Raw genomic sequence first — 25865 nt, 5'->3', positions numbered from 1 at the left:
ACTGACTTTTGAATAGCATAACCCGATTCAGAACCCTTCTGGTTATTTATTCAGCTCAAACTTATTAGGTTTTTCTCGCTCCATTCAGCTTTAATTCAATTTTCATGCTTTAAATTTTGCTCCGCACCCCCATCAATATAGGCAATAAAAGATTAGAGATTTCCCATGCGCGTAGATATTTGGTCAGATGTGGTGTGCCCTTTTTGTTATATTGGCAAAAAACGTCTTGAAGCTGCTGCTGAACAAGCAGGTTTAGAACTTGAAGTTCATTGGCATAGTTATGAACTTGATCCAGAAGCACCCATCCGTCAGGAAGTTTCAAACTCTGAACGTCTCGCGCAAAAATATGGCCGTACAGTTGCAGACGTTGAAGAGATGCAACGTAATATTGCCGCTATGGCCGCTGAAGAAGGCATCCAGTTCAATTGGGAAAATGCCAACTCGGGTAATACCTTCAATGCACATCGCATTATTCACCTGGCTCAAAGTAAGGGCTTGGGTTCAGAAGCCAAAGAAGCCTTTTTTTATAGTTATATGACCCAAGGTTTACCGATTGGCGAACGTGAAACAATTGAAGATGTTGCTGCACGCATTGGCTTAAATCCAGTGGAAGTGGAAGATGTTTTAAATTCAGAAGAATATGCAGATTTTGTCAAATTTGATGAAGAAGTGGCGCGAGATCAATTAAAAGTGACCGGTGTACCGTTCTTTGTTTTTGATCAACGTATTGCATTAGCCGGTGCACAACCGCGTGAAGTGTTTTTGCAAGTCTTTGAAAAAGCCTTGGAAGCACCGCAAGCGAAAATGGAAACTGAAGACGCAGCAATCTGTAAAGATGATATCTGCGATGTTCCAGAAAAATAATCTATTTTCTGATTAAGGACCTAGATTTACTGCAACTGCTCGTAAAAAAATCCCCATATCAGGGGATTTTTTTATTTTATCATTCATCAATCTAGTCGACCAAAAAACTAATTTTCAAATTCACGCGATACTCAGTAATTTTATTGTCCTTAATCACTACTTTTTGCTCGTTGATCCAAGCACCCTGCACATTTTTTATTGTTTCGGTTACTTTCTCAATCCCTGTTTGAATTGCATCTTCAAAACTTTTATTACTACTGGAATTCACTTCAACAATTTTTGCGATAGCCATTTTTTTTAACCTCGAGTTTTATTCTTGTGAGTCCTGATCATAGGATATTTTCTAAACAAAACTTTGGGTTTTAACATTACACCGCAAAAACTTACACGTAAGAAACAATACCAATATCAGCAATTTGCTTCTTACAAAACACAACTTATATATACAAGCCTTTGACACAAGCAGATGCACAATTCGCTAGGCTGGTATACGGGACATTTAAGTTCTCAATCATGCAACTTTATAAGAGGTAAATATGAATACTGATACTCAAAATTCTAGTGCTGATTCAACTGTCGACTCTACCCCTAACCAGCGCTCAAGCATGAAATCACCTTTTTCTCCAACCGTAACAGGTGCATTAGTCGGTGCAGTTGCAGGTAGTATACTTCCTGTCTTTGGTACCGTGAGTGGCGCTATTATTGGCGGCATTTCTGGTAAGGTTTACGAGAAAAGATGTCAAAGCAATTGCCAGAACAAAGGCCATAAAAATTAATATTTCCTTGTATTTTCAAACTCTTTAAGACAGGTTGTTCAAACACAACCTGTCTTAGAGTAAAAACTCTAAATACATGATTTATATAATAATTTAAACTCACCGTTCATCTTTTTTCACCCTTTATCACTTCCTTAATTTGATTATTTTTTGATATTATTTACGTGAAATTTATTTTATTTCTCTCCCTTGCCCTGTTTTCTCGGGCATCCTTTCACTTAAAGGAAATGATGATGAACCGTATTCAATCTGTTTTGGCTATCGCTGTTGTGGCTTTTTCTGCAAATGTATCTGCTCAAATTGTTTTTATTCCAGATTTTCCTGCTAAAAAAGCAGTTAATACCGTAAATACCGACCAAAAAGTTGCAACTTCGGAAGCGGTCATTCAAGATAAAACTGCCACTGAAAAAGCAGCTTAAAAAGTTATCTTATTCCATTAAAAAACAGACTAGTCTAATTCAGTCTGTTTTTTAATGATGAAAAAAATCATTTTATTTACTTCCTTCCTGTTCAGGATCGACAGCAGATTTTAACGATAAGTTAATCTATTTATTTTCAATATGATGAAAAGCCAAACGATAAATCACAATCTGTTTTTCCAAATCCTGCTGAAAAAATTTGAATATTTTTTATCTAAAATCTACATTTTTTGCTATTTATGTCTATAAATGCTCAAAACATGACAATATTTTTTCATGCTTTTTCTTTTTAAATCCATATAATCAAAGCATTAAATTAATAATTCATTGAATGAAACCGTTTTCTTATGCAAGAACTTCAAGCATTGATTCAAGGTAAAATTCCACCGCAAACCATCCATATTGATCGTTTGATTGTGCTCGCTGAACGCCACCCGACACCCACGTCTACAGAATACAAATTACTTGAACTTGCTATTAATATTGTATTGGCAAGTTATCTAGAAAAAGCACAAAAACATCTCTAGAGGTCAGTTCATGAATGCCTTAGAAAAAGCGCTACTGATTAAAGAATTAAATCAACTGCTGGAAGGTTTGGAACATCGTTCTTTATCTTTTTTTGAAACGGCAAAATCAAAATCGCGTTTAACCGAAATTTTTCGCTTATGTGATGAACCGATTTTTAAAAAACAAATTTTGAAATTTAAGTCTCAAACTCAACCAGAGCAAGCCGCAACAGATTTTGCAGATTACACCCTATTTAAACTCTCTTATCGTGGTCTTTTCCGGCAGCAACGTACTTTACAACAGGCGCTATACCAAAATACTGAATCAGGTTGGGCCATTTTGTATCATCCGGCACAAGGCTGGCAAATCTGGTTAATTCCAGCGCCAAACCGTAGTGCATTGATCAGTCAATGGGGAAGTCTGGATGACATTTATCAGTGGATGCTAGAACAGCAGCAACGCTATAGCTGCCTAAAAACTGACGATGAATTAAGACAGAAACCTGTTCTTTTAGAAAAGCCATTTGTACCTATTTTAATTGAGACCGAGACCGAGACCGAGACCGAGACCGAGACCGAGACCGAGACCGAGACCGAGACCGAGACCGAGACCGAGACCGAGACCGAGACCGAGAAAAAGTTAACGCTGTCTACACTTCCTCTACCAGAACAAAATCAAATCAATGAGCCAGATTTAATCCAGTCAGATGAGTATATTATTGATCAATTGCCGCAAAAATTAGCAGATGATCAACAGGTAATTCCTGCAATAATCACTCAAAAAAGTATCAGAAAAGATTTTCCACAAAGCTTAGAACTAGGCCCATATATTGCGCATATTCATCCTCTTGCTGAGGAAAATGCTACCGCACAAGAGTTGCATGTTTTAGAGATTCCAGACCTTGCAGAAATTTCTCAACATCTCGATATGCTTATATATGCTGCAGATGTGCAGGACTGGCCACAACGCCCCATTTATCTGGCTGAACAAATCAATTCGCAAGGCTGTTTCATCAAATACTTAATGTTGCTGGGTGCAGAGAATCAAGCGCAAGCCATTCATTTAGTGAATGTATTTTCTAAGCAAAATCAACATTGCATAGCTGCGATAAAAGAAATTTCCTGGCATGATCTAGCAGAACACTTCACTGATTTTGAAGCTTTATTTTATAGCTATACAGGAAAAGCAGTCTCAATTTGGAAGAATGAAAACTATCTTCCTTTTATCCCTGCCCAGCTTTTCCAAAGACAAAAATTTATTCAATTTAAAGAAAGCCCTGCTGACTTTAAAACACCGCTGCTGTTATTAAAAGAAAGGCAAAAAATTCGGGTTATTCATGGAAAGAAACGCTTAATTCTGTCTCGAACGGAATTGGCTTATCCTTATCTTTTATTAGAGCGTCATCACGGTGTGAGCTGGCAATTAATTCAGAATACTGTTGCCCAGCTGGAATCACCCATCGATTGTTATCAATTATATGAGACAATTCAAAAGCATATTTCAGATTAAGTTTTATTTTTTTGTAGCCAAAGCTTGCTTTTTAGTCCTTATTTTTACGAGACTATCGAATGATCAGAATTTAAGAGCAAGGATATGCCCCAAAAGAAAATAAGTTTATCAAAACCCCTCTTATTTACACTGTTGTTTGGGATCATGAGCGCCTCAAATGGATCTGAGAGTGCGGAACAAAGCACTGATTCATCCACAAGTTCAGCATTAGCTGAGAATGAAGATAATAATTTGCTTTATCAAATTCCAAACTGGATTGATGCTCTACCGACATTTTTGCCACAACAGTCGAATGAACCAAGTGTTCCTCCGGCTTTACAAACTGCAGACCGAACTTGGCTAGACCGTAACCAGCTTAAAATTCGAGACTGGGCAGATCATACCTCGCATAAAATTGACAATTGGTTTGGCAAAACCGATCCAGAAAAACCGGCATCTGCGACATTACGCGTGATTGTAGATAATAGCTGGAATAAACATGATGGTTATGAAATTAAACCGCGTATTCGCGGTAAAGTAAAACTTCCAACTTTAGAGCGTAAACTGAGCCTAGTCTTTGGTGATGATTCTTTAGATAATGAATTGGATAATAACGTTGCCATTACTAATGAAAATTCGGTCAATAATAATGATAAAACTTTAGACCGACAACGTACCCGTGAAAATAACAGTTCATTTGCATTTCGATGGTCAGATTTCTCTAAGCGCCTGCCTTTCGAAACCGATGCAGATTTGGGTCTCCGTTCAGGAGATGATGTGTATCTGCGCCTAAAAGCCTCCAAAGACTGGCAGCTGGATAACGATTTCAGTTTCCATGCTGAACAAATTTATCGCTATGGCATTGATAGCAAAAATTATTTGAGAACGAATACGGAACTTACCCATGCCCGGCCTAATCAGGCATTTTTATCCAATCAATTCAGCCTGACTTATGCAGATGATCAAGATGATGACTTAACCTGGGATAACAACCTGTTTAGGCAACATCAATTTTTCCATGAAAATAGCTTTAGTTATGGCCTTTATACCGGTGGTTTTTTAAATAATAATGACTTACGTTTAAATAGCTGGGGTCCCTTTGTTTCTTGGCGCCAGCCTTTATGGCGTGAATGGTTCTATGTCCAAGGCAATTTGAATTATATTAACAATCATCGGGATGATCGTAGCCATTTTATTAGTACATCGGTGCGTTTGGAAGCATTGTTTTAATCTCCTTTAGGCATAACTGTTACTCCCGCATTGCGATCCTCCTCAATAAAAAAACCTCCCGAAGGAGGTTTTTTTTGGCTCATGAGAAGCCAGCTTATTTCAACAATAAATTATTGATACGTTTCACGTATTCAGCCGGGTCATCAGGTAAACCCCCTTCTGCAATGACTGCCTGATCAAAGATTACATTGGCCAGGTCATCAAACTGAATTGAGCCTTCCAGTTTTTTTACCAAAGGATGCTCAGGGTTAATTTCCAGAATCGGTTTACTTTCCGGCACAGCCTGACCTGCCTGTTTTAACATGCGAATCAGTTGTGGAGAAAGCTCACCTTCACCCGTCACCAAACATGCCGGAGAATCGACCAAACGTGTGGTTACACGCACTTCTTTGGTTTTGGCTTTCAATGAATCTGACAATTTTTCAACGATTGGTTTGAATTGTTCAGCGGCAGCTTCAAGTGCTTTCTTCTCCTCAGCATCCTGCAAATCGCCCAAGTCTACTGCACCTTTAGCCACGTTTTGCATAGGCGTACCATCGAACTCATTGACGAACTCCATCGCCCATTCATCCACACGGTCCGCCATCAATAGCACTTCAATGCCTTTTTTCTTGAACAGTTCCAATTGTGGAGAGTTTTTCGCAGCACTTAAACTATCGGCAGTCACGTAATAAATGGCTTTTTGCCCTTCTTTCATTCGTGCTTTGTAATCTGCCAATGAAGTTGCAATCTCATCATTGGTCGATGTAGAGAAACGTAATAATTTTAAAATACGTTCACGGTTGCCAAAGTCTTCGCCCAAGCCTTCTTTAATTACTGAACCGAATTCAGCATAGAACTGTTTGAATTTCTCCTGGTCTTTTTCATCTTCCGACTTCGCCAAACTATCCAGCATGGTCAAAATACGGCGGGTATTGCCTTCGCGAATGGTTTTAACATCACGACTTTCCTGTAGCAGTTCACGGCTGACATTTAGTGGAAGATCAGCACTATCGACTACACCCTGCACGAAACGCAAATAGTTTGGAATCAGATTATCCGCTTCATCCATAATGAACACACGTTTTACATACAGCTTGATGCCCGCTTTCGCTTCACGTGTGAAAATATTGTGCGGCGCTTTGCTTGGTACATACAGTAATTGGGTATATTCGGTACTACCTTCAACACGATTATGTGCCCAAGCCAATGGTGCTTCAAAGTCGTGGCTTAAGTTCTTATAAAACTCAATGTATTGCTCGTCAGTGATCTCATTTTTATTTCGGGTCCAAAGTGCGCTGGCTGAATTAATCGCTTCCCATTCATCCGTTTTAACCATCTGACCGGGTTTAGGTTCTTCACCTTCAGCCGCTTCTTCTTGCTGCCAGACTTCTTTTTGCATTTCAATCGGCAAGCTAATGTGGTCAGAATATTTATTGATGATTTGCTTAACTTTATAAGACTCTAAATAATCCAGTGCATTATCACGTAAATGTAAAATGATATCTGTTCCACGTGAAGCCTTGCTGATTTGCTCAACTTCAAAATCACCTGTACCGGTACTGATCCAGCGTACGCCATCAGCAGCATCTGCCGCAGCATGACGGGATTCAACAGTAATTTTTTCGGCAACGATAAAACCTGAATAGAAACCGACACCAAACTGACCGATCAATTGCGCATCGGCTTTCTGGTCACCTGACAGTCTAGACATAAAGTCTTTGGTACCAGATTTGGCAATGGTACCTAAGTTATCAATGGCTTCTTGTTGGCTTAAACCAATCCCGTTGTCTGAAATGGTGATGGTTTTATTGTCTTTATCGAGACTGACACGAACATGCAGTTCAGGATCATTTTCATAATATTCAGGATGGTTGATCCCTTCAAAGCGCAACTTATCACATGCATCCGAAGCATTCGAAATCAGTTCGCGTAAGAAAATTTCCGGATTTGAATAAAGTGAATGCGTCACCAAATGTAAAAGTTGGGCTACTTCCGCTTGGAAACTATGTTTTTGTGTACTTTGTTCGCTCATCAGTCGCTCCTTAAATTCATTGAACACTTTTTATTGAATGCTTAATGAATGGAGTGACTTGGGAAATTTTCAATAGCGAGGAATAATTTTTTTTTAAAAAGGGCCTTGTTTATAAACACGATCCATATACATATCCAGTTTTTGCTGGCGCATTTTATACACTTCAGTTAAACAACGGCTCGAGTTAACACATTGATCACGTAATTGTAACCACTTCACCTGCTCATCCTGAATAACACCCCGAGTCCCCATAGGCACTAAACGTTTCACAATATTATAAGTGGTTGCCATTTTCACATCGGCATCATTTACCGCACGATGCTCACAAATGGCATGTTCTGTTTGGGTTCGGGCATGATCACAATTGAAACTTGCTGCATACACAGATCCACTGAATAGGCTAAAAAAGACCACACCGTATAAATTGAATAATTTCATGATTTATTTTCTCTTTTTAGCTTATTTTCTATAATCAACTTAAACAAGTTTGGGCTTATTAAATAGTATCAAAGTGCTCAATCTCTGTGATTTATTGTAAGTTTTTTATTAAAAAACCCCCTCTATAAAGATGAGGTTTCTTTACGCTAATTTTTTATTTTGGCCTTAGAATTTGTAACTATAACCGATGGTATAAACCCAAGGGTTTACTTCCAATTCACCAATATTTGTACCATTTAACTCCAAGTCTGTTTCAACTTGCGCATAACGCACATCGGCATATACCCCCCAGTTTTTAGCATCTGCAGGCTGAAAATTAAAACCCACTTGCCCCGCAACACCATAAGCTACGTCAGCTTCTAATTTACCTGCGCCCTCCAAATTCCCTTTTACTTTTTCATCCCAAGGGATAACAACTGTTGCCCCTACCCCTACATATGGCGTAAAGCGAGTTGAATTTTTAAAATTATATTTAGCAGTCACTGTTGGCGGTAAATGTTTAAAACTCGCTACATTCTCACCCACACCTTCAATACTTACATCATGCTTGAAAGGAGTCGCTAATAATAATTCTACAGAAATAGGAGAGTTAGCAAAAAAATACTCTACGGAAGGGGTAAAACCTACCTCATTACTTACAGTCGCCTTACCGCCTGCAATAATACCATTATCATCATTTTGTGGTGCCAATGCAGAAGCACCTAATTTAACTTGCCAATCACCAGCCATTGCTGAAACAGACATCCCCAATAATGCAATAAAAGCAGTTTGCTTTAACATTTTAAATACTCCACGGAAGAATAATAACAATAAAAAATAAACATTAATTAATAATAAACACGAGAGAAATTAATATGCAATAGCGATTAATTAATAATAATTATTTTTATTTTTAAGTGATTGATAATATTAAATATTTATTTTAAATAGACCAACTTGGTTGGTTTTAAATACCAACCAAGTTAATCAGGTTTTATTATTATATTCCGAGTATATTAATCAGCTTTATTATATTAAACATTTAAAAGATTTATTTTAAATACATCTATTAGCATTATACATAAAATAAATTCAAACTAAATAAAAATATGCGTTTGAATTAAAGAACCATTGCAGCAATCCATCCAAATACCATTAAAGGAATATTAAAATGGATAAAGGTAGGAACCACACTGTCTTTCATATGGTCATGCTGACCATCCATGTTTAAACCTGAAGTTGGACCTAAAGTTGAATCCGAGGCTGGAGATCCGGCATCTCCCAAAGCTGCGGCAGTACCAATCAAAGCAATTGTTGCGGCAGGGCTAAAACCGAACTGGATACATAAAGGCACATAGATAATGGCTAAAATTGGCACCGTAGAGAACGATGAACCAATCCCTAAAGTAATCAGCAAACCGACCAGCAACATTAAGAATGCAGCCAAACCTTTACTGTTACCAATCCACTCAACAGATGCATTGACCAAAGCAGGAACTTGATTGGTGGCCTCAATGACAGATGCAAAACCTTGTGCGGCAATCATAATAAAACCGACCAATGCCATCATTCGCATACCGGTAATAATCACATCGTCCGCTTCTTTCCATTTAAAAATACCCGCGCAGCTTAAAATCGCCACACCCACCAAACCGGCAAGAATCATCGAATCTGAATAAAGCTGTACACTTAGGGTGGCAATGACTGCAAAAGCGGCCATAAACAAGGTGAATTTTGCGATTTGTGGCTTGGCATTCGCATCGCTAACGACATCGCCCGAAATACTATGATGACTTGGCTCAATCTTGATTTCTTTATAAATTCTTGGCTTGCGATAAGTAAAAAACAGCGCAACCAATAGCCCGATAAACATGCCAAAAACGGGAATTGCCATTGCAGATGGAATTTGATCATAGCTAATTTCAAACCCGTATGGCTTACCAAAAGTATTGATGTTTTGGCCCAGAATATCATTCAGGAAAATGGCGCCAAATCCGACCGGAACCAGCATATAAGTGGCACATAAACCAAAAGTCAATAAACAGGCCACAGCACGGCGGTCTAACTTTAAATGGTTAAAGACACTTAACAAAGGTGGAATCAAAACCGGGATAAAAGCAATATGAACAGGAATCAGGTTTTGCGAAGATACCGCGGCAGCCACAATCGTAAAGAAAATTAAAAATTTAACTTTATTTTGCGATTGAACATTGGCATCTCCTTTTAAGGTGGAAACCAGTTTGTAAGCCAGTAAATCAGGCAAACCGGAGCGTGCCAAAGCAAGCGCAAATGCACCTAAAACACCATAGGCTAAGGCAATTTTAGCCCCGCCACCTAGACCATTATTAAATGCATCTAGCGTTCCTTGCAGACCTAGACCGGCCAGCAAACCACCGGTAACAGCACCGATCACCAATGCAAATACCACAGGTACACGAGCTAATGAGAGTCCGAACATGACTCCGATAGCGGCAATAATTGCGAACATAATTAATTGAGGAAAAGATGAAAAGTCGATATTTTATCAGATTCACTCTTTTGAAACTGTAAATTGATCGCTTTTATCTAGCATCAACTTTTTCATTTAAATTCATACAATTAATTGCAAGCAAATAGATTTAAATCTGTTGCAGTGCAAAGCTTCGGATATAATCTGCGACCAATTTGGGTTGGCTTAATATTGCCCAATGATTGGCATCTACATCAACACGCTGAAAATTTTCCGCCCATTTTGGCATTTCATCAATCATTTCAGGACTGACAAAAATGTCCTGTTTCAGCACGATCGCCTGGACTGGACAAACTGCAAAACGCTGACGTGGCCGAGTTAAGCATGGCACAAAATTGGCCCGATACAGCCCGATTCCATGTTTGCCATCTGAAGCGATATGAGGATTTGAAGGCAAGTTTTTTTTGTGCTCTAACTTTTCAAGCACTTTGCCCCATTTTTCAGGACTGAAAAAACTCCAGACTGTCGGTGCCAGCAATGGCAGCTGGAAAACTGCGATATACCAAGACTTGGTGAGCTGCTTAAACAACTTGCTCTTGTGCTGTTTAAACTGATGACGCATCCAGAAGGCAGCGTGGTCTAAACACGGCCCTGAAATCGTACTATAAGATAAAATTCGCGCTTTAAATTTAGCTTCGGTAACCGACTCCCAGGACTGGATAGAACCCCAATCATGCGCTGCCAGGTGAAAAGGGCGATCGTTTAATGCGGCATTCACGACACTTTCTAAATCTAAACATAACTGTGCCAAGCGGTAGTCGCGAATACGTGCTGGAATAGAGGATTGCCCTGCTCCACGCACATCATAAGTGACAATATAAAAATCCTGAAGCAGCTCCTGAATAACCGGTTCCCATACCTCTTGATTATCCGGATAACCATGCACCAAAACTAAAGCCGGTTTTTCATCACTCCCCCATGTTTTCACATAGAGTCTCTGCTGATCTTGGGTGTTTACCCACTGGGTTTTCGCTTGCATAATTCTGTCCCATTTTTTATTGATTATTTATATTGATGATTAGGCAACCTGATCAATGCCTCAATTTTAGTTCTGCTCTAGTATGGTCTGGGTAGCTATAAAAATAATTGACCCATCAGCGCCTTTAAAAAAAACTACAGACAATACTCGCGATCTCCAAATTCACGATCAATCGCTATGCACCTTAGCCCGGGGCAGGCATTAAGATTGAAAGAATGGATCTGGAAAATTATCATATTCGTGTGAAAATGCCTTTAATACGTAAAAATCAAAATGTGGTTGGAGTGAATTTTGGCGGCAGCTTATACTGCATGGTTGATCCGTTTTTTATACTTTTACTAATGCATCATCTCGGATCAAAATAGATCGTCTGGGATAAATCGGCAAACATTCATTTTCTCTCGCCAGGACGTGACACTGTTTATGCCAATATTCACTTAGATCCTGCTGAAATAATTCATATTAAAGAGCTTACGGCCAATTACGTTCCAGTACATCGCAAATACACAGTCAATATTTTTTGATGATGCAGGCATCCGCATTACAGAAGTTGAAAAAACGGTCTATATCCGTAGAAAAAAATCCAAAATCCGCCACTCGACAATAAAAAAGCGCTTGTCGATCAAGCGCTTTTACTTAAATGAATAGGTTAAATTAACGTTTTTTCTGTTCGATGGCAGCTCCGGCACCGCCACCAATTGCGCCACCAATTGCAGCGCCCGCATTACCGCCGAACACGCCTTTACCGACCGCAGAACCAATTGCACCGCCTACACCACTATAAGTGGCATTACGGTTAGAACCGCCTTGGGTTTTACTGCCGACTGCTGCACCTGCACCACCACCAACTGCTGCACCAACGCCACCGCCGACTTTATTACCTACACCGCCACCCACTGCACCACCCAGAGCTGCTGCACCGATTCGCTGGTCTCTAGTGGACATACTGTCACAACCCGCTAACATAAAAGTGGATAAGGTCGCTACTGCCATTACACTCATTAATTTTTTCATGGGACTTCCTTCTGGTCTCACTTCTCTTAAGCTTAGCTTAAGCCTAATTTGTAGAGAGTAATAAATGCAAAATGTTACCCATCCGCACTGAAATGCTGCATTTTGTAAAAAGTCATGAAATATTTCACAGTTTTTATAAATTAAGTTTATTCATCTTCACTCAGCAGCACAATATCGCGTGTGGTGACACCATTTTCAGTGAAAACTGCATGTGAGGTTTTAGTGCTATCTTCTAAATTCTTTTTCTGATCCAGCTTTAAGGTCCGGTGAACAGGCTGTTGCCCTTGTTTAAACTCGACACCTTCTGCATCAATTTGCTTTGTTTGGGAAAGTATTTTCCCGTCTTGCTTTATCGTGGTATTCAATTCAATTTTTGAGGTCGGCACAATCACACTGCCTTTTTGAATCACAGGAATAGAAAGCTGCTTTTCAGAAAATTGCGTTTGGTTATCTTCTAAATGAACTTCACGCGCAACAATATCTTTGCCTTTATTGGTCACTTCAAAAATTGTGGCATCGACACTGCGCTTGGGTTCTTGCCCTGCAACTCGACGAATCACTTCAGTCTTTAAGATCGGAACAACGGCTTTATCTTCGACCACAATCGTATTTGGCATGGGTGCAGCAATGACAGCAGCAGAAATAGATAAAAGTGAAAGTGCTAAAAGTTGTTGTGTCAGTTTCATCAGTTTGCCCCGTTATGTTTTTAAATATCTAAATAAAATCAAAGTTTTTAACTGTTCTGTTTTTAATATAGGAAATTATAGGACTTGAGGAAAGCGTTATTTTTCATTTATTTGAGATAAAAAAAGCCACCCGAAGGTGGCTTTTTTGTTTAAACCGTCTGATTACAGACCGTTAAACTCATCATTAAATGCTTGGCTTAATGCTTGATCAACATCAGAGAAGTCATTTACAAGCTCATGCTCTGCAGCTTCAGCTTCTTGACGACGGCGTTCTAAGTGATACGCAAGACCAGTACCTGCAGGAATCAAACGACCCACAACAACGTTCTCTTTCAGACCGCGTAGATCATCTTCTTTACCTGTTACAGCAGCTTCAGTTAACACACGAGTTGTTTCCTGGAACGATGCAGCAGAGATGAACGAGTCAGTAGAAAGCGATGCTTTAGTAATACCCATCAATTGACGTTCATACTTCGCAGGGAACTTGTTCTGAGCAAGTACAGCTTGGTTTTCAGCAACCATGCGGATGTAATCCACTTGTTCGCCTTTAATAAAGCTGGTATCACCACCATCAGTGATTTCAACTTTACGCAACATTTGACGCACGATAACTTCAATGTGCTTGTCGTTGATTTTTACACCTTGCAGACGGTAAACGTCCTGCACTTCGTTCACGATGTAGTTAGTCAACGCCACTTCACCTTTCAGACGTAAAATGTCATGCGGATTTTGTGGACCGTCAGAAACTGTTTCACCACGGTTTACATGTTCGCCTTCGTACACGTTAATGGTACGCCATTTCGGAATCAACTCTTCGTAAATTTCAGAGCCGTCGTCTGGAGTAATCACTAAGCGGTTTTTACCTTTGGTCTCTTTACCGAAGCTTACAACACCTGAAATTTCAGCCAGGATTGCATGTTCTTTCGGTTTACGTGCTTCGAACAAGTCAGCTACACGCGGAAGACCACCGGTAATATCACGGGTACGTGAAGTTTCTTGTGGTACACGACCAATAACGTCACCCACACCAATTGTTTCGCCATCACGGACAGAAAGAATGGTGTTTTGTGGCAAGAAGTAGAACTGTTCGCCACCATCTGTAGTATCCAGTACCACTGCAGGACGCATATCTTTACCTGACGCAGGACGTGAAGTCACTGGCAAGATTTCGATAGTCGACATACCGGTTGCATCATCAGTTTTCGATGTAACAGTTACGCCATCAGCGATTTGGCTGAAACGTACTTTACCTGCAACTTCGGTAACAAGTGGATGCGTATGCGGATCCCAAGTTGCAACGATACCGCCAGCTGCTACAGCTTCGCCATCTTTCAGTACGATAGACGCACCGTATGGGATTTTGTAGCGTTCACGTTCGCGACCCAAGTCATCCGCAATACCGATTTCACCTGAACGGGAAGTCGATACCAAGTGACCTTTGGCATGCTGTACAGTTTTCACGTTATGGAAACGTACAGTACCTTTATTACGCACTTGAACACTGTTTGCAGCAGAAGTTCGGCTTGCAGCACCACCCACGTGGAATGTACGCATGGTTAACTGGGTACCCGGTTCACCAATTGATTGTGCCGCCATAACACCTACAGACTCACCAGGATTTACCTGATGACCACGTGCAAGGTCACGACCATAACATTTCGCACATACACCGAAGGTAGATTCACAAGAAACCACTGAGCGTACTTTAACTTCGTCGACACCCGCTTCTTCAATGAAGGCAGCAAGTTTTTCGTCAATAAGCGTATTACGTGGAAGAATGACATCGTCAGAACCCGCACGTTTCACATCTTCAGCAACAACACGACCCAATACTCGAGCACCAAGGTTCTCGATGACATCACCACCCTGAATGAATGGAGTCATGACAAGACCGCTTAAAGTACCGCAATCAGGTTCAGTAATTACCAAATCCTGCGCTACGTCTACTAAACGACGAGTTAAGTAACCAGAGTTCGCTGTTTTCAGTGCTGTATCGGCCAAACCTTTACGCGCACCGTGTGTTGAAATGAAGTACTGGAGTACTGTCAAACCTTCACGGAAGTTTGCTTTAATCGGGGTTTCAATGATCGAACCATCCGGTTTCGCCATCAAACCACGCATACCTGCAAGCTGACGAATCTGAGCTGCCGAACCACGGGCACCAGAGTCAGACATCATGTAGATACTGTTGAATGATTTTTGCTTCTCGTCTTCACCCTGTTTGTTTTTAACAGTGGTGAAAGACAAGTTGTCCATCATCGCTTTCGCTACTTGGTCATTGGTACGTGCCCAGATATCGACAACTTTGTTATAACGTTCACCGGCAGTTACGAAACCTTGTTCAAACTGTTGTTCAATTTCACGAACTTCAGTTTCTGCTTTTTCAATAATCGTATATTTGGTTGGCGGAATAAGCATATCTTCCATACCAACAGATACACCAGAGCGAGTCGCTTGACGGAAGCCCAAGTACATCAACTGGTCAGCAAAGATAACGGTATCTTTAAGACCCAATTTACGGTAGCAAGAGTTAATTAACTTAGAGATGTTCTTTTTCGTCATCTCAACGTTAATTTGCTGGAAGTCCATACCTTCAGGAACAACTTCCCAAAGTAAGCAACGGCCAGGCGTTGTATCAACAATAATGGTTTGCTGTTCGCGGTTACCATCTTCATCAATCACAGTCTGGTGTACACGTGCTTTTACGCGAGCGTGCAAGTTCACTTGACCAGTCGCCAATGCGCGGTTTACTTCGTCAGTATCCGCAAACACCATGCCTTCACCTTTGGCATTGATTGCATCACGCGTGATGTAATACAAGCCCAAGACAACGTCCTGAGACGGTACGATGATTGGTTCACCGTTCGCTGGAGACAAGATGTTGTTTGTAGACATCATTAACGCACGAGCTTCTAACTGAGCCTCAAGTGTTAATGGAACGTGTACCGCCATTTGGTCACCGTCGAAGTCGGCGTTGAACGCAGCACATACGAGTGGGTGTAGACGGATCGCTTTACCTTCAATCAGGGTCGGTTCAAATGCTTGAAGACCCAAACGGTGAAGTGTTGGCGCACGGTTCAACATCACTGGATGTTGACGAATCACATGAGCAAGAACGTCCCAAACTTCTGGAGTTTCGCGTTCAACCATTTTCTTCGCAGCTTTAATGGTTGTTGCTTGGCCAGACGCTTGTAGTTTCGCAAAGATAAATGGTTTGAATAATTCAAGTGCCATTTTCTTAGGAAGACCACATTGGTGCAAACGTAAAGTCGGACCTACTGTAATTACCGAACGACCTGAATAGTCGACACGTTTACCCAATAAGTTTTGACGGAAACGACCTTGTTTACCTTTGATCATATCTGCCAAAGATTTAAGAGGACGTTTGTTTGAACCCGTGATTGCGCGACCACGACGACCGTTATCAAGCAATGCATCTACAGACTCTTGCAACATACGTTTTTCGTTACGTACGATGATGTCTGGAGCTGAAAGGTCAAGAAGACGTTTCAAACGGTTGTTACGGTTGATCACACGACGGTAAAGGTCATTCAAGTCAGAAGTCGCGAAACGACCACCTTCAAGCGGAACCAACGGGCGAAGATCTGGTGGAAGGACTGGAAGTACAGTCAACACCATCCATTCTGGCTTGTTGTTCGAATCGTTAAATGCTTCCATCAACTTCAGACGTTTAGAAGCTTTCTTAAGCTTAGTTTCTGAAGTTGTTTGTGGAATTTCTTCACGAAGACGTGCAATTTCAGCTTCAAGATCGATGTCTTTCAACAGGTCTTGAATCGCTTCTGCACCCATTTTCGCGCTGAATTCATCACCGTGTTCTTCTAACGCTGTGAAGTATTCTTCATCGTTAAGAAGTTGGTATTTCTCCATTGGAGTCATACCCGGATCTGTTACAACGTAAGATTCGAAATACAATACACGTTCGATATCACGTAAAGTCATGTCTAAAAGAAGACCGATACGGGATGGTAATGATTTCAAGAACCAGATGTGTGCAACCGGTGACGCAAGGTCAATATGACCCATACGCTCACGACGTACTTTCGCAGTTGTTACTTCAACGCCACATTTTTCACAAATGACGCCTTTGTATTTCATACGCTTGTATTTACCACACAAGCATTCGTAATCTTTTACTGGACCAAAGATTTTGGCACAGAATAAACCATCACGTTCTGGTTTGAACGTACGATAGTTAATTGTCTCAGGCTTTTTAACTTCACCGTGAGACCATGACTTAATCATTTCTGGTGACGCAAGACCAATGCGGATGCGATCAAACTCTACTGGAGCATGACCGTCTGAATCCGTCTTTTTGCGCATGATATCGAGCAAGTCTTTCAATTTTTTTCTCCGTGTGTCGAGGAGTTTTTCTCCTCCCCGACTGGGTCACAAATATTGTTTTTAACTGAATCTAATCTCCCTCACTCCACCTTTGTTAAGGGGGAAGCCCCTCTTTTCAGAAGAGCTTGCGGAACAGTGTTCCTCAGGGGAGATTTAATGGAGATTCTTAGTCACCATTTTTCAGTTCAATGTTGATACCTAAAGAACGGATCTCTTTAGTCAATACGTTGAACGATTCAGGCATGCCCGGATCCATATAATGGTTACCATCTACAATGTTCTTGTAGATGCGAGTACGGCCTTCAACGTCATCCGACTTAACAGTAAGCATTTCTTGAAGCGTATAAGCTGCGCCATATGCTTCAAGCGCCCAGACTTCCATCTCACCGAAACGCTGACCACCGAATTGAGCTTTACCGCCCAATGGCTGTTGAGTCACAAGTGAGTAAGAACCTGTAGAACGCGCATGCATCTTGTCATCAACCAAGTGATTCAGTTTCAACATGTACATGTAACCTACAGTTACTGGACGGTCAAAACGTTCACCTGTACGTCCGTCAAACAATACGGTTTGACCAGAACGTGGAATGTCTGCAAGTTCTAGCAACTCTTTGATTTGGCTTTCATCCGCACCATCAAATACAGGAGTTGCTAAAGGAATACCTTTACGCAAGTTTTTAGAAAGTGCCAAGATTTCATCATCAGTCAGGCTATCAAGATCTTCTTGCTCGCCACCAACTTTGTTGTAAATCTTGTCTAAGAAAATACGCAGTTCGGCAATGGTACGCTGTTGTTGCAACATCTTGTCGATTTTGTCGCCAAGACCTTTTGCAGCCATACCCAAGTGAGTTTCAAGAATCTGACCCACGTTCATACGTGAAGGTACACCTAGTGGGTTCAACACGATATCAACAGGTACACCGTTGGCATCATGCGGCATGTCTTCTACTGGCAAGATGTTAGATACAACACCCTTGTTACCATGACGACCCGCCATTTTATCACCCGGTTGGATGCGACGTTTTACAGCCAAGTAAACTTTAACAACTTTCAATACGCCAGTTGTAAGCTCATCACCTGTAGAAAGTTTGCGTTTTTTCTCTGCAAATTTCTCGTCAATTTCAATGCCTTTCTCTTTCAAGAACACTTGAATTTGAGTTAAGCGTTCAGCAATGCCTTCATCAACAGGTTGAATTTCAAGTAGATCAACAAGCTCTAAACCAGATAACAAATCTTCAGTCAGTTTGTCACCGCGTTTAGTAGTACCGCCACCGTTCGATTCTTGACCTTTCAACAAGCGCACAATACGTTCACGTGCAGCTTCTTCGAAGATTTTGAACTCTTCTTTCAAGTCTTTACGGTAAGCATCTAATTGCGCTTTTTCAATTGCTTGAGCACGTTCGTCTTTTTCAAGACCGTCACGTGTAAACACTTGAACGTCAATGACTGTACCTTTAACGCCTGAAGACACACGTAATGATGAGTCTTTAACATCAGCTGCTTTTTCACCGAAGATTGCACGAAGCAATTTTTCTTCCGGTGTTAACTGCGTTTCACCTTTAGGCGTTACTTTACCTACTAGGATGTCACCAGCAGTTACTTCAGCACCGATATAAACGATACCTGATTCATCAAGCTTAGACAGCGCAGCTTCACCCACGTTAGGAATATCGGCAGTAATTTCTTCTGCACCTAACTTGGTATCACGAGCAACACATGACAACTCTTGAATATGGATCGAAGTCAAACGATCTTCTTGAAGAACACGTTCCGATAACAAGATCGAGTCTTCGTAGTTGTAACCGTTCCAGGTCATGAACGCTACGCGCATGTTTTGACCAAGTGCCAATTCACCACCGTCAGTCGATGGACCATCAGCCAATACGTCGCCACGACCTACTTTATCGCCCAGGTTCACAAGAACTTTTTGGTTAATACAAGTGTTTTGGTTCGAACGTGTATATTTGATCAGGTTGTAGATATCTACACCTGCTTCACCGGCGATCATTTCTTCTTCGTTTACACGAATAACCACACGTGACGCATCAACAAATTCAATACGACCGCCACGTTTCGCAAGAACACATACACCAGAGTCATGCGCTACGTTTGCTTCCATACCGGTACCGACAAGTGGTTTGTCAGCAATCAGCGTAGGAACAGCCTGACGTTGCATGTTTGAACCCATCAACGCACGGTTGGCGTCATCGTGTTCAAGGAATGGAATAAGTGATGCCGCAACAGACACAACCTGCTGAGCAGATACATCCATATGCGTTACTTTTTCAGGAGGCATACGTACGAAGTCACCTTGGTGACGAACTGATACGAATTCTTCTGTTAAGTTACCGTCTTTATCTACACCAGAATCGGCCTGTGCAATTACAGTACCTACTTCTTCAATCGCAGATAAATACTCAACATCATCTGTTACACGGCCATCAATAACTTTGCGGTATGGAGTTTCCAAGAAACCGAAGTTATTACATTTTGCATAAACAGAAAGCGAGTTAATCAAACCAATGTTTGGTCCCTCAGGAGTCTCAATTGGACACACACGACCGTAGTGAGTTTGATGTACGTCACGTACTTCAAAGCCTGCACGTTCACGAGTCAAACCGCCGGGTCCAAGTGCTGATACACGACGTTTGTGTGTAATTTCAGACAATGGATTATTTTGGTCCATGAACTGAGACAACTGGCTTGAACCAAAGAATTCTTTGATTGCAGCAGCAACTGGTTTCGCATTGATCAAATCTTGCGGAGACAAGTTGTCAGTTTCTGCCTGAGATAGACGCTCTTTAACAGCACGTTCTACACGAACCAGACCCACACGGAATTGGTTTTCTGTCATTTCACCAACAGAACGAACACGACGGTTACCCAAGTGATCGATATCGTCGACTTCACCTTTACCGTTACGGATTTCAACTAATGTTTTTAGTACATCAGTGATATCTTCATTCGAGAGAATACCTTCAACTTCGCGAGACTTCTGATCAGTACCCACTTCGTAAGGACGACCCAAACGACGGTTGAACTTCATACGACCCACTGGAGACAAGTCATAACGTTCTGATGAGAAGAACAAGTTGTTGAATAAGTTTTCAGCAGCTTCTTTTGTTGGTGGCTCACCTGGACGCATTACTTTATAGATTTCTACAAGTGCTTCTTCACGACCTGAAGTCGTATCTGCGCGTAAAGAGTCCGCAACGAAAGAACCGCGGTCGATATCGTTGGTGAACAGAATATTAAACTGCTTCACGCCGCCTTCTGCAATCTTCACCATGATCTCATGGCTCAATACTGTGTTTGCAGCAATCACGTCGCCATCTTTTAATGGGATGTCTTCAGCAGTAATACGTTCATACAAATACTCATCAGGAACAGAAAGCTTGGTTAAGCCAGATGCTTCCATTTGACGTACATGACGTGCATTAATACGTTTACCTTGTTCAACAATCACTTTGCCGTCAGCATCATTAATGTCGAATTGAGCCATTTCACCGCGCAGGCGTTCAGGCACAAGGTCAATTTGGTAGCTACCCATGTCAAGATAGACAGGTACTTTTTCATAGAACATGTCTAGGACTTGTTCGTTGCTATAACCTAATGCACGAAGAACAACAGTCGCGAGTAATTTACGACGACGGTCAATACGCACAAAGACTAAATCTTTTGCATCGAATTCAAAGTCTAACCATGAACCACGGTAAGGAATGATACGTGCTGAATAAAGAACTTTACCGCTAGAGTGAGTTTTGCCTTTATCGTGGTCAAAGAATACACCTGGTGAACGATGTAATTGAGACACAATTACACGCTCAGTACCATTGATCACAAAGGTACCGTTTTCAGTCATGAGCGGCATTTCGCCCATGTACACTTCTTGTTCACGTACGTCTTTAATTGATTTGGTTTCGCGATCTTTGATGATCAAACGAATTTTTACACGCATTGGCGCTGCATAAGTCGAACCACGTAAAATACATTCACGTACGTCAAACTCAGGCTTACCAAGACTATACTCAACAAATTCTAAAGCAGCATTGCCAGAATAACTTTCAATAGGAAAAACTGAACGAAATGCGGCTTGGAGACCGATATCTTCGCGGTTTTTTGGTGTTTTGCCATCTTGTAAGAATGTTCGGTACGAGTCGACTTGAATCGCGAGCAAGTACGGAGCATCCATGACGCTAGGCAATTTACCAAAATTCTTACGGATCCGTTTCTTTTCGGTATATGAGTATGCCATCTGGAGTCCTCGGAAAGTAAACTAAGCCCGCCTGCAGAACGAGCCTAGAAGGAATTACACAGGCCGATATGGCCACCACTTTTTACAAATGCTGCAATTTTTAGTGGTATTAAAACGCTTAGCAATATTTTCAAATATGATAAATATTGGTAAACATTTGATTTTATTGATTTATTATAATAATTGACGGTTTTTACATCAATCAAACAAAAATCGAGCCGATAATTGTAACGCAAAAAGGCTGATGACCCAAGAGCCATCAGCCAAATTTCGGGATCAATTTAAAAATTGACCCCTGGCTAAATTACTTAACAGTAACTGTAGCACCAGTAGTTTCAAGCTTAGCTTTAAGTTCTTCAGCTTCTTCTTTAGAAACGCCTTCTTTAAGAACCTGTGGAGCGCCTTCAACTAGATCTTTAGCTTCTTTCAAGCCAAGACCAGTAACTTCACGAACTGCTTTAATTACAGCAACTTTGTTCGCGCCAAAAGAAGTCAATTCAACATTGAATTCTGATTGCTCTTCAGCAGCAGCAGCAGCAGGACCCGCAGCTACAGCTACAGCAGCAGCAGATACGTTGAATTTTTCTTCGAAAGCAGAAATAAGTTCAACAAGTTCAAGAACAGTTTTTTCAGCAACTGCGTTTAGGATTTCTTCGTTTGTTAAAGCCATGAGAGTAACTCCAAATGGGTATTGAATGGTGTGAAAGTGAATTTAAGCTTATGCAGCTTCTGATCCGTTTTTCTCTTGAAGCGCTGTAAGTAAGCGACCCAATTTCGAAATAGGAGCCTGAAGAACATTTGCAAGCATAGTAAGCGCTTTTTCTTGGTTTGGAAGATTTGCGATAACGCTAACTTCGTCGCCTTGATAAAGTTTGCCATCAAATGCAGCAGCTTTAAGTTCAAATGCTTTGTTAGTTTTAGCGAATTCTTCGAACAAACGAGCAGCAGCGCCCATGTCATCTTCAGAAGTCGAGAAAGCTAAGATTGTTGGGCCAACAAGGTTGTCGTTCAAGATATTGAATGGAGTATCTTGAAGAGCGCGTTTAGCTAGAGTATTACGTACAACACGTGTAGCAACACCTAGTTTACGAGCTTCAACACGTAGAGCAGTTAATTGCTCAACAGTTAAACCTTGGTAGTCAGCAACAACAGCAGCAAATGCAGTAGAAGCAACTTCAGTTACTTCAGCTACGATCTGTTTTTTGCCTTCGATAAGAAGAGCCATTGTAAAACCTCCTAACGGTGATTTATGTGCTTACGCGAAGCACACTCCCAATTCGTAAATTCATTGCTGAATTTACACGCGGAGGATGAACAAATCACACCACCGCGTCTACTCGGACTGGACTTTTAAGAAGTGAGTCCCGAAGAACCCCCCTCGCCCGAGGTCTTTGACGCTGATAAACAAATATTTATCAATTCAAAGTTTGCCTGAGAGGCGATCAGCAAAGCATGCTTTGCCGACCCGCAAGACGAGAAGCTACGCTTCGAGTGAAGCAACATCCGCATCTTGCGTGAAAATCAAAGCAGTGCTTTGATTTTCACTCAGGGCTTTAAAATTCTGTAATAAGTCGAGACTTATTTAGAAACGTTGGCTACATCAACAACAAGACCAGGACCCATAGTTGAGCTCAAAGTGATCTTTTGGATGTAGATACCTTTAGAAGTCGCAGGTTTTGCTTTCTTAAGGTCAGCTACAAGAGCTTCAACGTTTTGACGGATCGCAGCAGCATCAAAGCCAACTTGACCAATCGCAGCATGAATGATACCCGCTTTGTCTACACGGTAACGTGCTTGACCAGCTTTAGCGTTTTTGACAGCGCCAGCTACGTCAGGAGTTACAGTACCCACTTTAGGGTTAGGCATTAAGCCACGTGGACCAAGAATCGTACCCAACTTACCTACTACGCGCATTGCATCTGGAGCAGCAATTACTACGTCGAAGTCTAAGTTGCCAGCTTGAATGCTTTCAGCAAGATCTTCGAAACCAACGATGTCCGCGCCTTCAGCTTTAGCAGCTTCAGCAGCAGCGCCTTGAGCAAACACAGCAACACGTACAGTTTTACCAGTACCTGCAGGAAGTGTAGTCGCGCCACGAACAACTTGGTCAGATTTACGAGGGTCAACACCAAGGTTTACTGCAACATCCAAAGATTCTTTGAATTTAACAGCTGGAATAGTGTTAAGAACTTGTACTGCTTCTTCCAAAGTGTAAACTTTGTTCGCTTCAACAGCAGTAGCGATGGCTTTTTGACGTTTAGTTAATTTAGCCATGTCTTATAACTCCACTTCCAAGCCCATAGAACGCGCAGAACCAGCAATGGTACGTACACGTGCGTCTAAATCAGCACCAGTTAAATCTGGTTCTTTAGTAGTCGCAATTTCTTCTAATTGAGCGCGAGTCAACTTACCAACTTTAGTTTTGTTAGGTACAGCTGAACCCTTTTGAATACCAGCAGCTTTCTTAAGAAGAATCGCAGCAGGCGGAGTTTTCATAATGAATGTGAACGACTTATCGTTGTACACAGTAATCACTACAGGAATTGGTAGACCAGCTTCAAGTTTTTGTGTAGCAGCATTGAATTCTTTACAGAATGCCATGATGTTAACACCACGTTGACCTAGTGCAGGACCAATCGGTGGAGATGGATTCGCTTTACCAGCTGGAACTTGCAGCTTGATATAGCCGTCAATCTTCTTAGCCATTTCAAATTACCTCTGGGTGCAAACGCCGATGAAGGCTCCCCAATGATTCTAAGTAACGATAACCGTTACAATAACAATGCCCGATCCATAACAAACCGGGCGTTTTCCAACCAACTTAAATTAGTTCGCTTTTTCGACTTGGCGAAATTCGAGCTCGACTTGAGTTGGTCGGTTAAATACATTAATCGTCAACGTTAAACGTGACTTCTCGTACTGAACTTCTTCCACCACGCCTTTAAAGTCGGTGAATGGACCGTCAGTCACGAGTAATTCTTCGCCTGGTTCAAACATCGTCTTAGGACGAGGTGCTTCACCAGTATTGCGTACACGCGCAAGAATCGCATCAGCTTCTTTTTGCGTAATAGGTGCAGGTTTTTCAGCCGTACCACCGATAAAACCTAATACTTTTGGACATTCTTTAACAATGTGCCAGGTATCATCGTTCATTTCCATTTCAACTAATACATAGCCAGGAAAAAATTTACGCTCTGATTTACGCTTCTTGCCATCCTTCATTTCTACGACTTCTTCAGTCGGAACGAGGACTTCACCAAAGCTATCGGCTACAGCGCTACGCTGGATTCGATCATTAAGCGAGCGTAACACCTGTTTTTCATAACCTGAATAGGCATGAATAATGTACCAACGTTTCATAGCTCTCTTACCCGATAATAAACTTCATTAACCAGCCTAAAATGTAATCAAAACACCATAAAACAATGGCAGCGATTACAACAACTGCAAGAACATGCCAAGATGTGGTCACTGTTTCTTGCTTGGTCGGCCAAGTCACACGACGTAACTCAATTCGCGCATCTTTCAATAAACGAACAAAGCCTTTGCCTTGATGGGTGGCGTATAATAAACCTAAAGCCACTACGATACAAGCCAAAATCACAGCAACGCGCACACCGACATTATTCGCAGGCGCCCAATATGCTGGCAAATACTGACCCGCCATGGCTGCACCGACTAATAAAATCAATGCGATAACCCATAGAACTATATCTAAAGGAGACCCAGAATTAACAACTTCAGCAGGATTATTTCTTTGTGGAATTGGCGCTTCGCTTAATGCGTCACGCGATTTATCATTCGACATTTTTGTACTCGTCGTAGGCTTCGCGACTTATTATATGACAATTTAAACAGCATCAAGTTTTTTTTTAAAAAAATGGCAGGTCAGGAGGGACTCGAACCCCCAACATTCGGTTTTGGAGACCGACGCTCTACCAATTGAACTACTGACCTAGCATACAAATCGGGGAATAGAATCCCCGAGCTGTATTTTTAACTTTTCGTATTATGCAGTTACTTTAGCAACAACACCAGCACCAACTGTACGACCACCTTCACGGATCGCAAAACGTAGACCTGGGTCCATTGCGATTGGGTGGATCAATTCTACTGACATTTCAACGTTGTCACCAGGCATTACCATTTCCACGCCTTCTTGTAATTGGATTGCGCCAGTTACGTCAGTTGTACGGAAATAGAATTGTGGACGGTAACCGTTAAGGAATGGTGTATGACGACCACCCTCTTCTTTAGAAAGTACGTATACTTCTGCGTCGAATTTAGTATGCGGTTTGATTGTACCTGGTTTAGCAAGTACTTGACCACGTTGAACGTCTTCACG

Annotated in this window: 22 protein-coding genes, 1 tRNA gene and 2 pseudogenes; 7 read left to right on the top strand and 18 right to left on the bottom strand. The window is 41.4% G+C overall.

All coding sequences use genetic code 11. The features are described from left to right. Window positions 1-165: 165 nt before the first annotated feature. Window positions 166-864, top strand: coding sequence for a DsbA family oxidoreductase (locus ACU0NF_RS01375; protein ID WP_445659887.1), 699 nt, complete (start codon window positions 166-168; stop codon window positions 862-864). Between the two features lie 91 nt (window positions 865-955). Here the strand turns inward: ACU0NF_RS01375 and ACU0NF_RS01370 are convergent, their stop codons facing one another. Next, window positions 956-1156, bottom strand: a complete 201-nt coding sequence (locus ACU0NF_RS01370) for a dodecin family protein (protein WP_131268460.1) — start codon at window positions 1154-1156, stop codon at window positions 956-958. Between the two features lie 244 nt (window positions 1157-1400). Here ACU0NF_RS01370 and ACU0NF_RS01365 point away from each other — a divergent pair, with 244 nt between their 5' ends. The 5 genes and pseudogenes from ACU0NF_RS01365 to ACU0NF_RS01345 form a co-directional block, all read left to right on the top strand. Further along, complete coding sequence (locus ACU0NF_RS01365; protein ID WP_131268462.1) at window positions 1401-1640, top strand: glycine zipper domain-containing protein; 240 nt, start codon at window positions 1401-1403, stop codon at window positions 1638-1640. Window positions 1641-1873: 233 nt separating this feature from the next. After that, the gene (locus ACU0NF_RS01360) at window positions 1874-2059 is read left to right on the top strand and encodes a hypothetical protein (RefSeq protein WP_445659886.1); all 186 of its coding nucleotides are present in this window, start codon (window positions 1874-1876) and stop codon (window positions 2057-2059) included. 347 nt (window positions 2060-2406) lie between these two features. Further along, a complete protein-coding gene (locus ACU0NF_RS01355) occupies window positions 2407-2586 on the top strand; it encodes a hypothetical protein (protein WP_445659885.1) in 180 nt (59 codons plus the stop codon). Window positions 2587-2596: 10 nt separating this feature from the next. After that, window positions 2597-4075, top strand: coding sequence for a hypothetical protein (locus ACU0NF_RS01350; RefSeq protein ID WP_445659884.1), 1479 nt, complete (start codon window positions 2597-2599; stop codon window positions 4073-4075). Between the two features lie 222 nt (window positions 4076-4297). Then, window positions 4298-5284 (top strand): annotated as a pseudogene (locus ACU0NF_RS01345) (hypothetical protein); the annotation flags it as partial. Window positions 5285-5378: 94 nt separating this feature from the next. On the opposite strand, the gene htpG reads toward ACU0NF_RS01345, so the two are convergent. The 5 genes from htpG to ACU0NF_RS01320 all read right to left on the bottom strand — a co-directional run bounded on the left by htpG (window position 5379) and on the right by ACU0NF_RS01320 (window position 11203). Continuing rightward, window positions 5379-7298, bottom strand: a complete 1920-nt coding sequence (htpG, locus tag ACU0NF_RS01340) for a molecular chaperone HtpG (protein WP_445659883.1) — start codon at window positions 7296-7298, stop codon at window positions 5379-5381. 93 nt (window positions 7299-7391) lie between these two features. Beyond that, a complete protein-coding gene (locus tag ACU0NF_RS01335) occupies window positions 7392-7736 on the bottom strand; it encodes a lysozyme inhibitor LprI family protein (protein WP_131383132.1) in 345 nt (114 codons plus the stop codon). A gap of 165 nt (window positions 7737-7901) precedes the next feature. Further along, on the bottom strand, window positions 7902-8516 hold the full coding sequence (locus tag ACU0NF_RS01330) for an OmpW/AlkL family protein (RefSeq protein ID WP_445659882.1): 615 nt from the start codon (window positions 8514-8516) through the stop codon (window positions 7902-7904). A 319-nt stretch (window positions 8517-8835) separates the two neighbouring features. Next, window positions 8836-10203, bottom strand: coding sequence for a Na+/H+ antiporter family protein (locus ACU0NF_RS01325; protein WP_370982799.1), 1368 nt, complete (start codon window positions 10201-10203; stop codon window positions 8836-8838). A gap of 130 nt (window positions 10204-10333) precedes the next feature. Beyond that, complete coding sequence (locus ACU0NF_RS01320) at window positions 10334-11203, bottom strand: alpha/beta fold hydrolase (RefSeq protein WP_445659881.1); 870 nt, start codon at window positions 11201-11203, stop codon at window positions 10334-10336. A 143-nt stretch (window positions 11204-11346) separates the two neighbouring features. Here ACU0NF_RS01320 and ACU0NF_RS01315 point away from each other — a divergent pair. Continuing rightward, window positions 11347-11851 (top strand): annotated as a pseudogene (locus ACU0NF_RS01315) (PaaI family thioesterase). A 6-nt stretch (window positions 11852-11857) separates the two neighbouring features. On the opposite strand, the gene ACU0NF_RS01310 reads toward ACU0NF_RS01315, so the two are convergent. The 12 genes from ACU0NF_RS01310 to ACU0NF_RS01255 all read right to left on the bottom strand — a co-directional run. Continuing rightward, window positions 11858-12217 (bottom strand): DNA transfer protein p32, encoded by a 360-nt coding sequence (locus ACU0NF_RS01310; protein ID WP_131269500.1) that lies wholly within the window; start codon window positions 12215-12217, stop codon window positions 11858-11860. Between the two features lie 146 nt (window positions 12218-12363). Next, window positions 12364-12903: a hypothetical protein gene (locus tag ACU0NF_RS01305; protein ID WP_445659880.1), complete on the bottom strand. Its 540-nt coding sequence runs from the start codon at window positions 12901-12903 to the stop codon at window positions 12364-12366. A 162-nt stretch (window positions 12904-13065) separates the two neighbouring features. Beyond that, window positions 13066-17265: a DNA-directed RNA polymerase subunit beta' gene (gene rpoC, locus ACU0NF_RS01300; protein ID WP_131269504.1), complete on the bottom strand. Its 4200-nt coding sequence runs from the start codon at window positions 17263-17265 to the stop codon at window positions 13066-13068. A gap of 166 nt (window positions 17266-17431) precedes the next feature. Beyond that, window positions 17432-21520 carry a DNA-directed RNA polymerase subunit beta gene (gene rpoB, locus ACU0NF_RS01295; RefSeq protein ID WP_445659879.1) on the bottom strand — a complete coding sequence of 1363 codons (4089 nt, stop codon included), beginning with the start codon at window positions 21518-21520 and terminating at the stop codon, window positions 17432-17434. Window positions 21521-21824: 304 nt separating this feature from the next. After that, entirely contained in the window at window positions 21825-22190 is a 366-nt protein-coding gene (gene rplL / locus ACU0NF_RS01290) for a 50S ribosomal protein L7/L12 (RefSeq protein ID WP_131291169.1), read from the bottom strand. Window positions 22191-22238: 48 nt separating this feature from the next. Next, the gene (gene rplJ / locus ACU0NF_RS01285; RefSeq protein WP_131383138.1) at window positions 22239-22745 is read right to left on the bottom strand and encodes a 50S ribosomal protein L10; all 507 of its coding nucleotides are present in this window, start codon (window positions 22743-22745) and stop codon (window positions 22239-22241) included. 353 nt (window positions 22746-23098) lie between these two features. Beyond that, window positions 23099-23794, bottom strand: a complete 696-nt coding sequence (gene rplA / locus ACU0NF_RS01280) for a 50S ribosomal protein L1 (protein WP_445659878.1) — start codon at window positions 23792-23794, stop codon at window positions 23099-23101. Between the two features lie 3 nt (window positions 23795-23797). Beyond that, window positions 23798-24226, bottom strand: a complete 429-nt coding sequence (gene rplK / locus ACU0NF_RS01275; protein WP_004813566.1) for a 50S ribosomal protein L11 — start codon at window positions 24224-24226, stop codon at window positions 23798-23800. A 120-nt stretch (window positions 24227-24346) separates the two neighbouring features. Continuing rightward, complete coding sequence (nusG, locus tag ACU0NF_RS01270) at window positions 24347-24880, bottom strand: transcription termination/antitermination protein NusG (protein WP_067869011.1); 534 nt, start codon at window positions 24878-24880, stop codon at window positions 24347-24349. A 7-nt stretch (window positions 24881-24887) separates the two neighbouring features. After that, window positions 24888-25328: a preprotein translocase subunit SecE gene (secE, locus tag ACU0NF_RS01265; protein ID WP_131383140.1), complete on the bottom strand. Its 441-nt coding sequence runs from the start codon at window positions 25326-25328 to the stop codon at window positions 24888-24890. A 73-nt stretch (window positions 25329-25401) separates the two neighbouring features. Continuing rightward, window positions 25402-25477 (bottom strand) — tRNA-Trp (locus ACU0NF_RS01260). A gap of 52 nt (window positions 25478-25529) precedes the next feature. Continuing rightward, on the bottom strand, window positions 25530-25865 hold a 336-nt coding region (locus ACU0NF_RS01255; protein ID WP_445659877.1), incomplete at its 5' end, for an EF-Tu C-terminal domain-related protein.

Source organism: Acinetobacter sp. F16 (assembly GCF_052712855.1).
The sequence above is the reverse complement of the archived record's forward strand: the minus strand, read 5'-3'. Positions and strand labels throughout refer to the sequence as shown.

Excerpts from the sequence above, each read along its gene's own strand:
- ACU0NF_RS01375 (WP_445659887.1), top strand. The coding sequence starts at position 166 with ATGCGCGTAGATATTTGGTCAGATGTGGTGTGCCCTTTTTGTTATATT.
- ACU0NF_RS01370 (WP_131268460.1), bottom strand. The coding sequence starts at position 1,156 with ATGGCTATCGCAAAAATTGTTGAAGTGAATTCCAGTAGTAATAAAAGT.
- ACU0NF_RS01365 (WP_131268462.1), top strand. The coding sequence starts at position 1,401 with ATGAATACTGATACTCAAAATTCTAGTGCTGATTCAACTGTCGACTCT.
- ACU0NF_RS01360 (WP_445659886.1), top strand. The coding sequence starts at position 1,874 with ATGAACCGTATTCAATCTGTTTTGGCTATCGCTGTTGTGGCTTTTTCT.
- ACU0NF_RS01355 (WP_445659885.1), top strand. The coding sequence starts at position 2,407 with ATGCAAGAACTTCAAGCATTGATTCAAGGTAAAATTCCACCGCAAACC.
- ACU0NF_RS01350 (WP_445659884.1), top strand. The coding sequence starts at position 2,597 with ATGAATGCCTTAGAAAAAGCGCTACTGATTAAAGAATTAAATCAACTG.
- htpG (WP_445659883.1), bottom strand. The coding sequence starts at position 7,298 with ATGAGCGAACAAAGTACACAAAAACATAGTTTCCAAGCGGAAGTAGCC.
- ACU0NF_RS01335 (WP_131383132.1), bottom strand. The coding sequence starts at position 7,736 with ATGAAATTATTCAATTTATACGGTGTGGTCTTTTTTAGCCTATTCAGT.
- ACU0NF_RS01330 (WP_445659882.1), bottom strand. The coding sequence starts at position 8,516 with ATGTTAAAGCAAACTGCTTTTATTGCATTATTGGGGATGTCTGTTTCA.
- ACU0NF_RS01325 (WP_370982799.1), bottom strand. The coding sequence starts at position 10,203 with ATGTTCGCAATTATTGCCGCTATCGGAGTCATGTTCGGACTCTCATTA.
- ACU0NF_RS01320 (WP_445659881.1), bottom strand. The coding sequence starts at position 11,203 with ATGCAAGCGAAAACCCAGTGGGTAAACACCCAAGATCAGCAGAGACTC.
- ACU0NF_RS01310 (WP_131269500.1), bottom strand. The coding sequence starts at position 12,217 with ATGAAAAAATTAATGAGTGTAATGGCAGTAGCGACCTTATCCACTTTT.
- ACU0NF_RS01305 (WP_445659880.1), bottom strand. The coding sequence starts at position 12,903 with ATGAAACTGACACAACAACTTTTAGCACTTTCACTTTTATCTATTTCT.
- rpoB (WP_445659879.1), bottom strand. The coding sequence starts at position 21,520 with ATGGCATACTCATATACCGAAAAGAAACGGATCCGTAAGAATTTTGGT.
- rplL (WP_131291169.1), bottom strand. The coding sequence starts at position 22,190 with ATGGCTTTAACAAACGAAGAAATCCTAAACGCAGTTGCTGAAAAAACT.
- rplJ (WP_131383138.1), bottom strand. The coding sequence starts at position 22,745 with ATGGCTCTTCTTATCGAAGGCAAAAAACAGATCGTAGCTGAAGTAACT.
- rplA (WP_445659878.1), bottom strand. The coding sequence starts at position 23,794 with ATGGCTAAATTAACTAAACGTCAAAAAGCCATCGCTACTGCTGTTGAA.
- rplK (WP_004813566.1), bottom strand. The coding sequence starts at position 24,226 with ATGGCTAAGAAGATTGACGGCTATATCAAGCTGCAAGTTCCAGCTGGT.
- nusG (WP_067869011.1), bottom strand. The coding sequence starts at position 24,880 with ATGAAACGTTGGTACATTATTCATGCCTATTCAGGTTATGAAAAACAG.
- secE (WP_131383140.1), bottom strand. The coding sequence starts at position 25,328 with ATGTCGAATGATAAATCGCGTGACGCATTAAGCGAAGCGCCAATTCCA.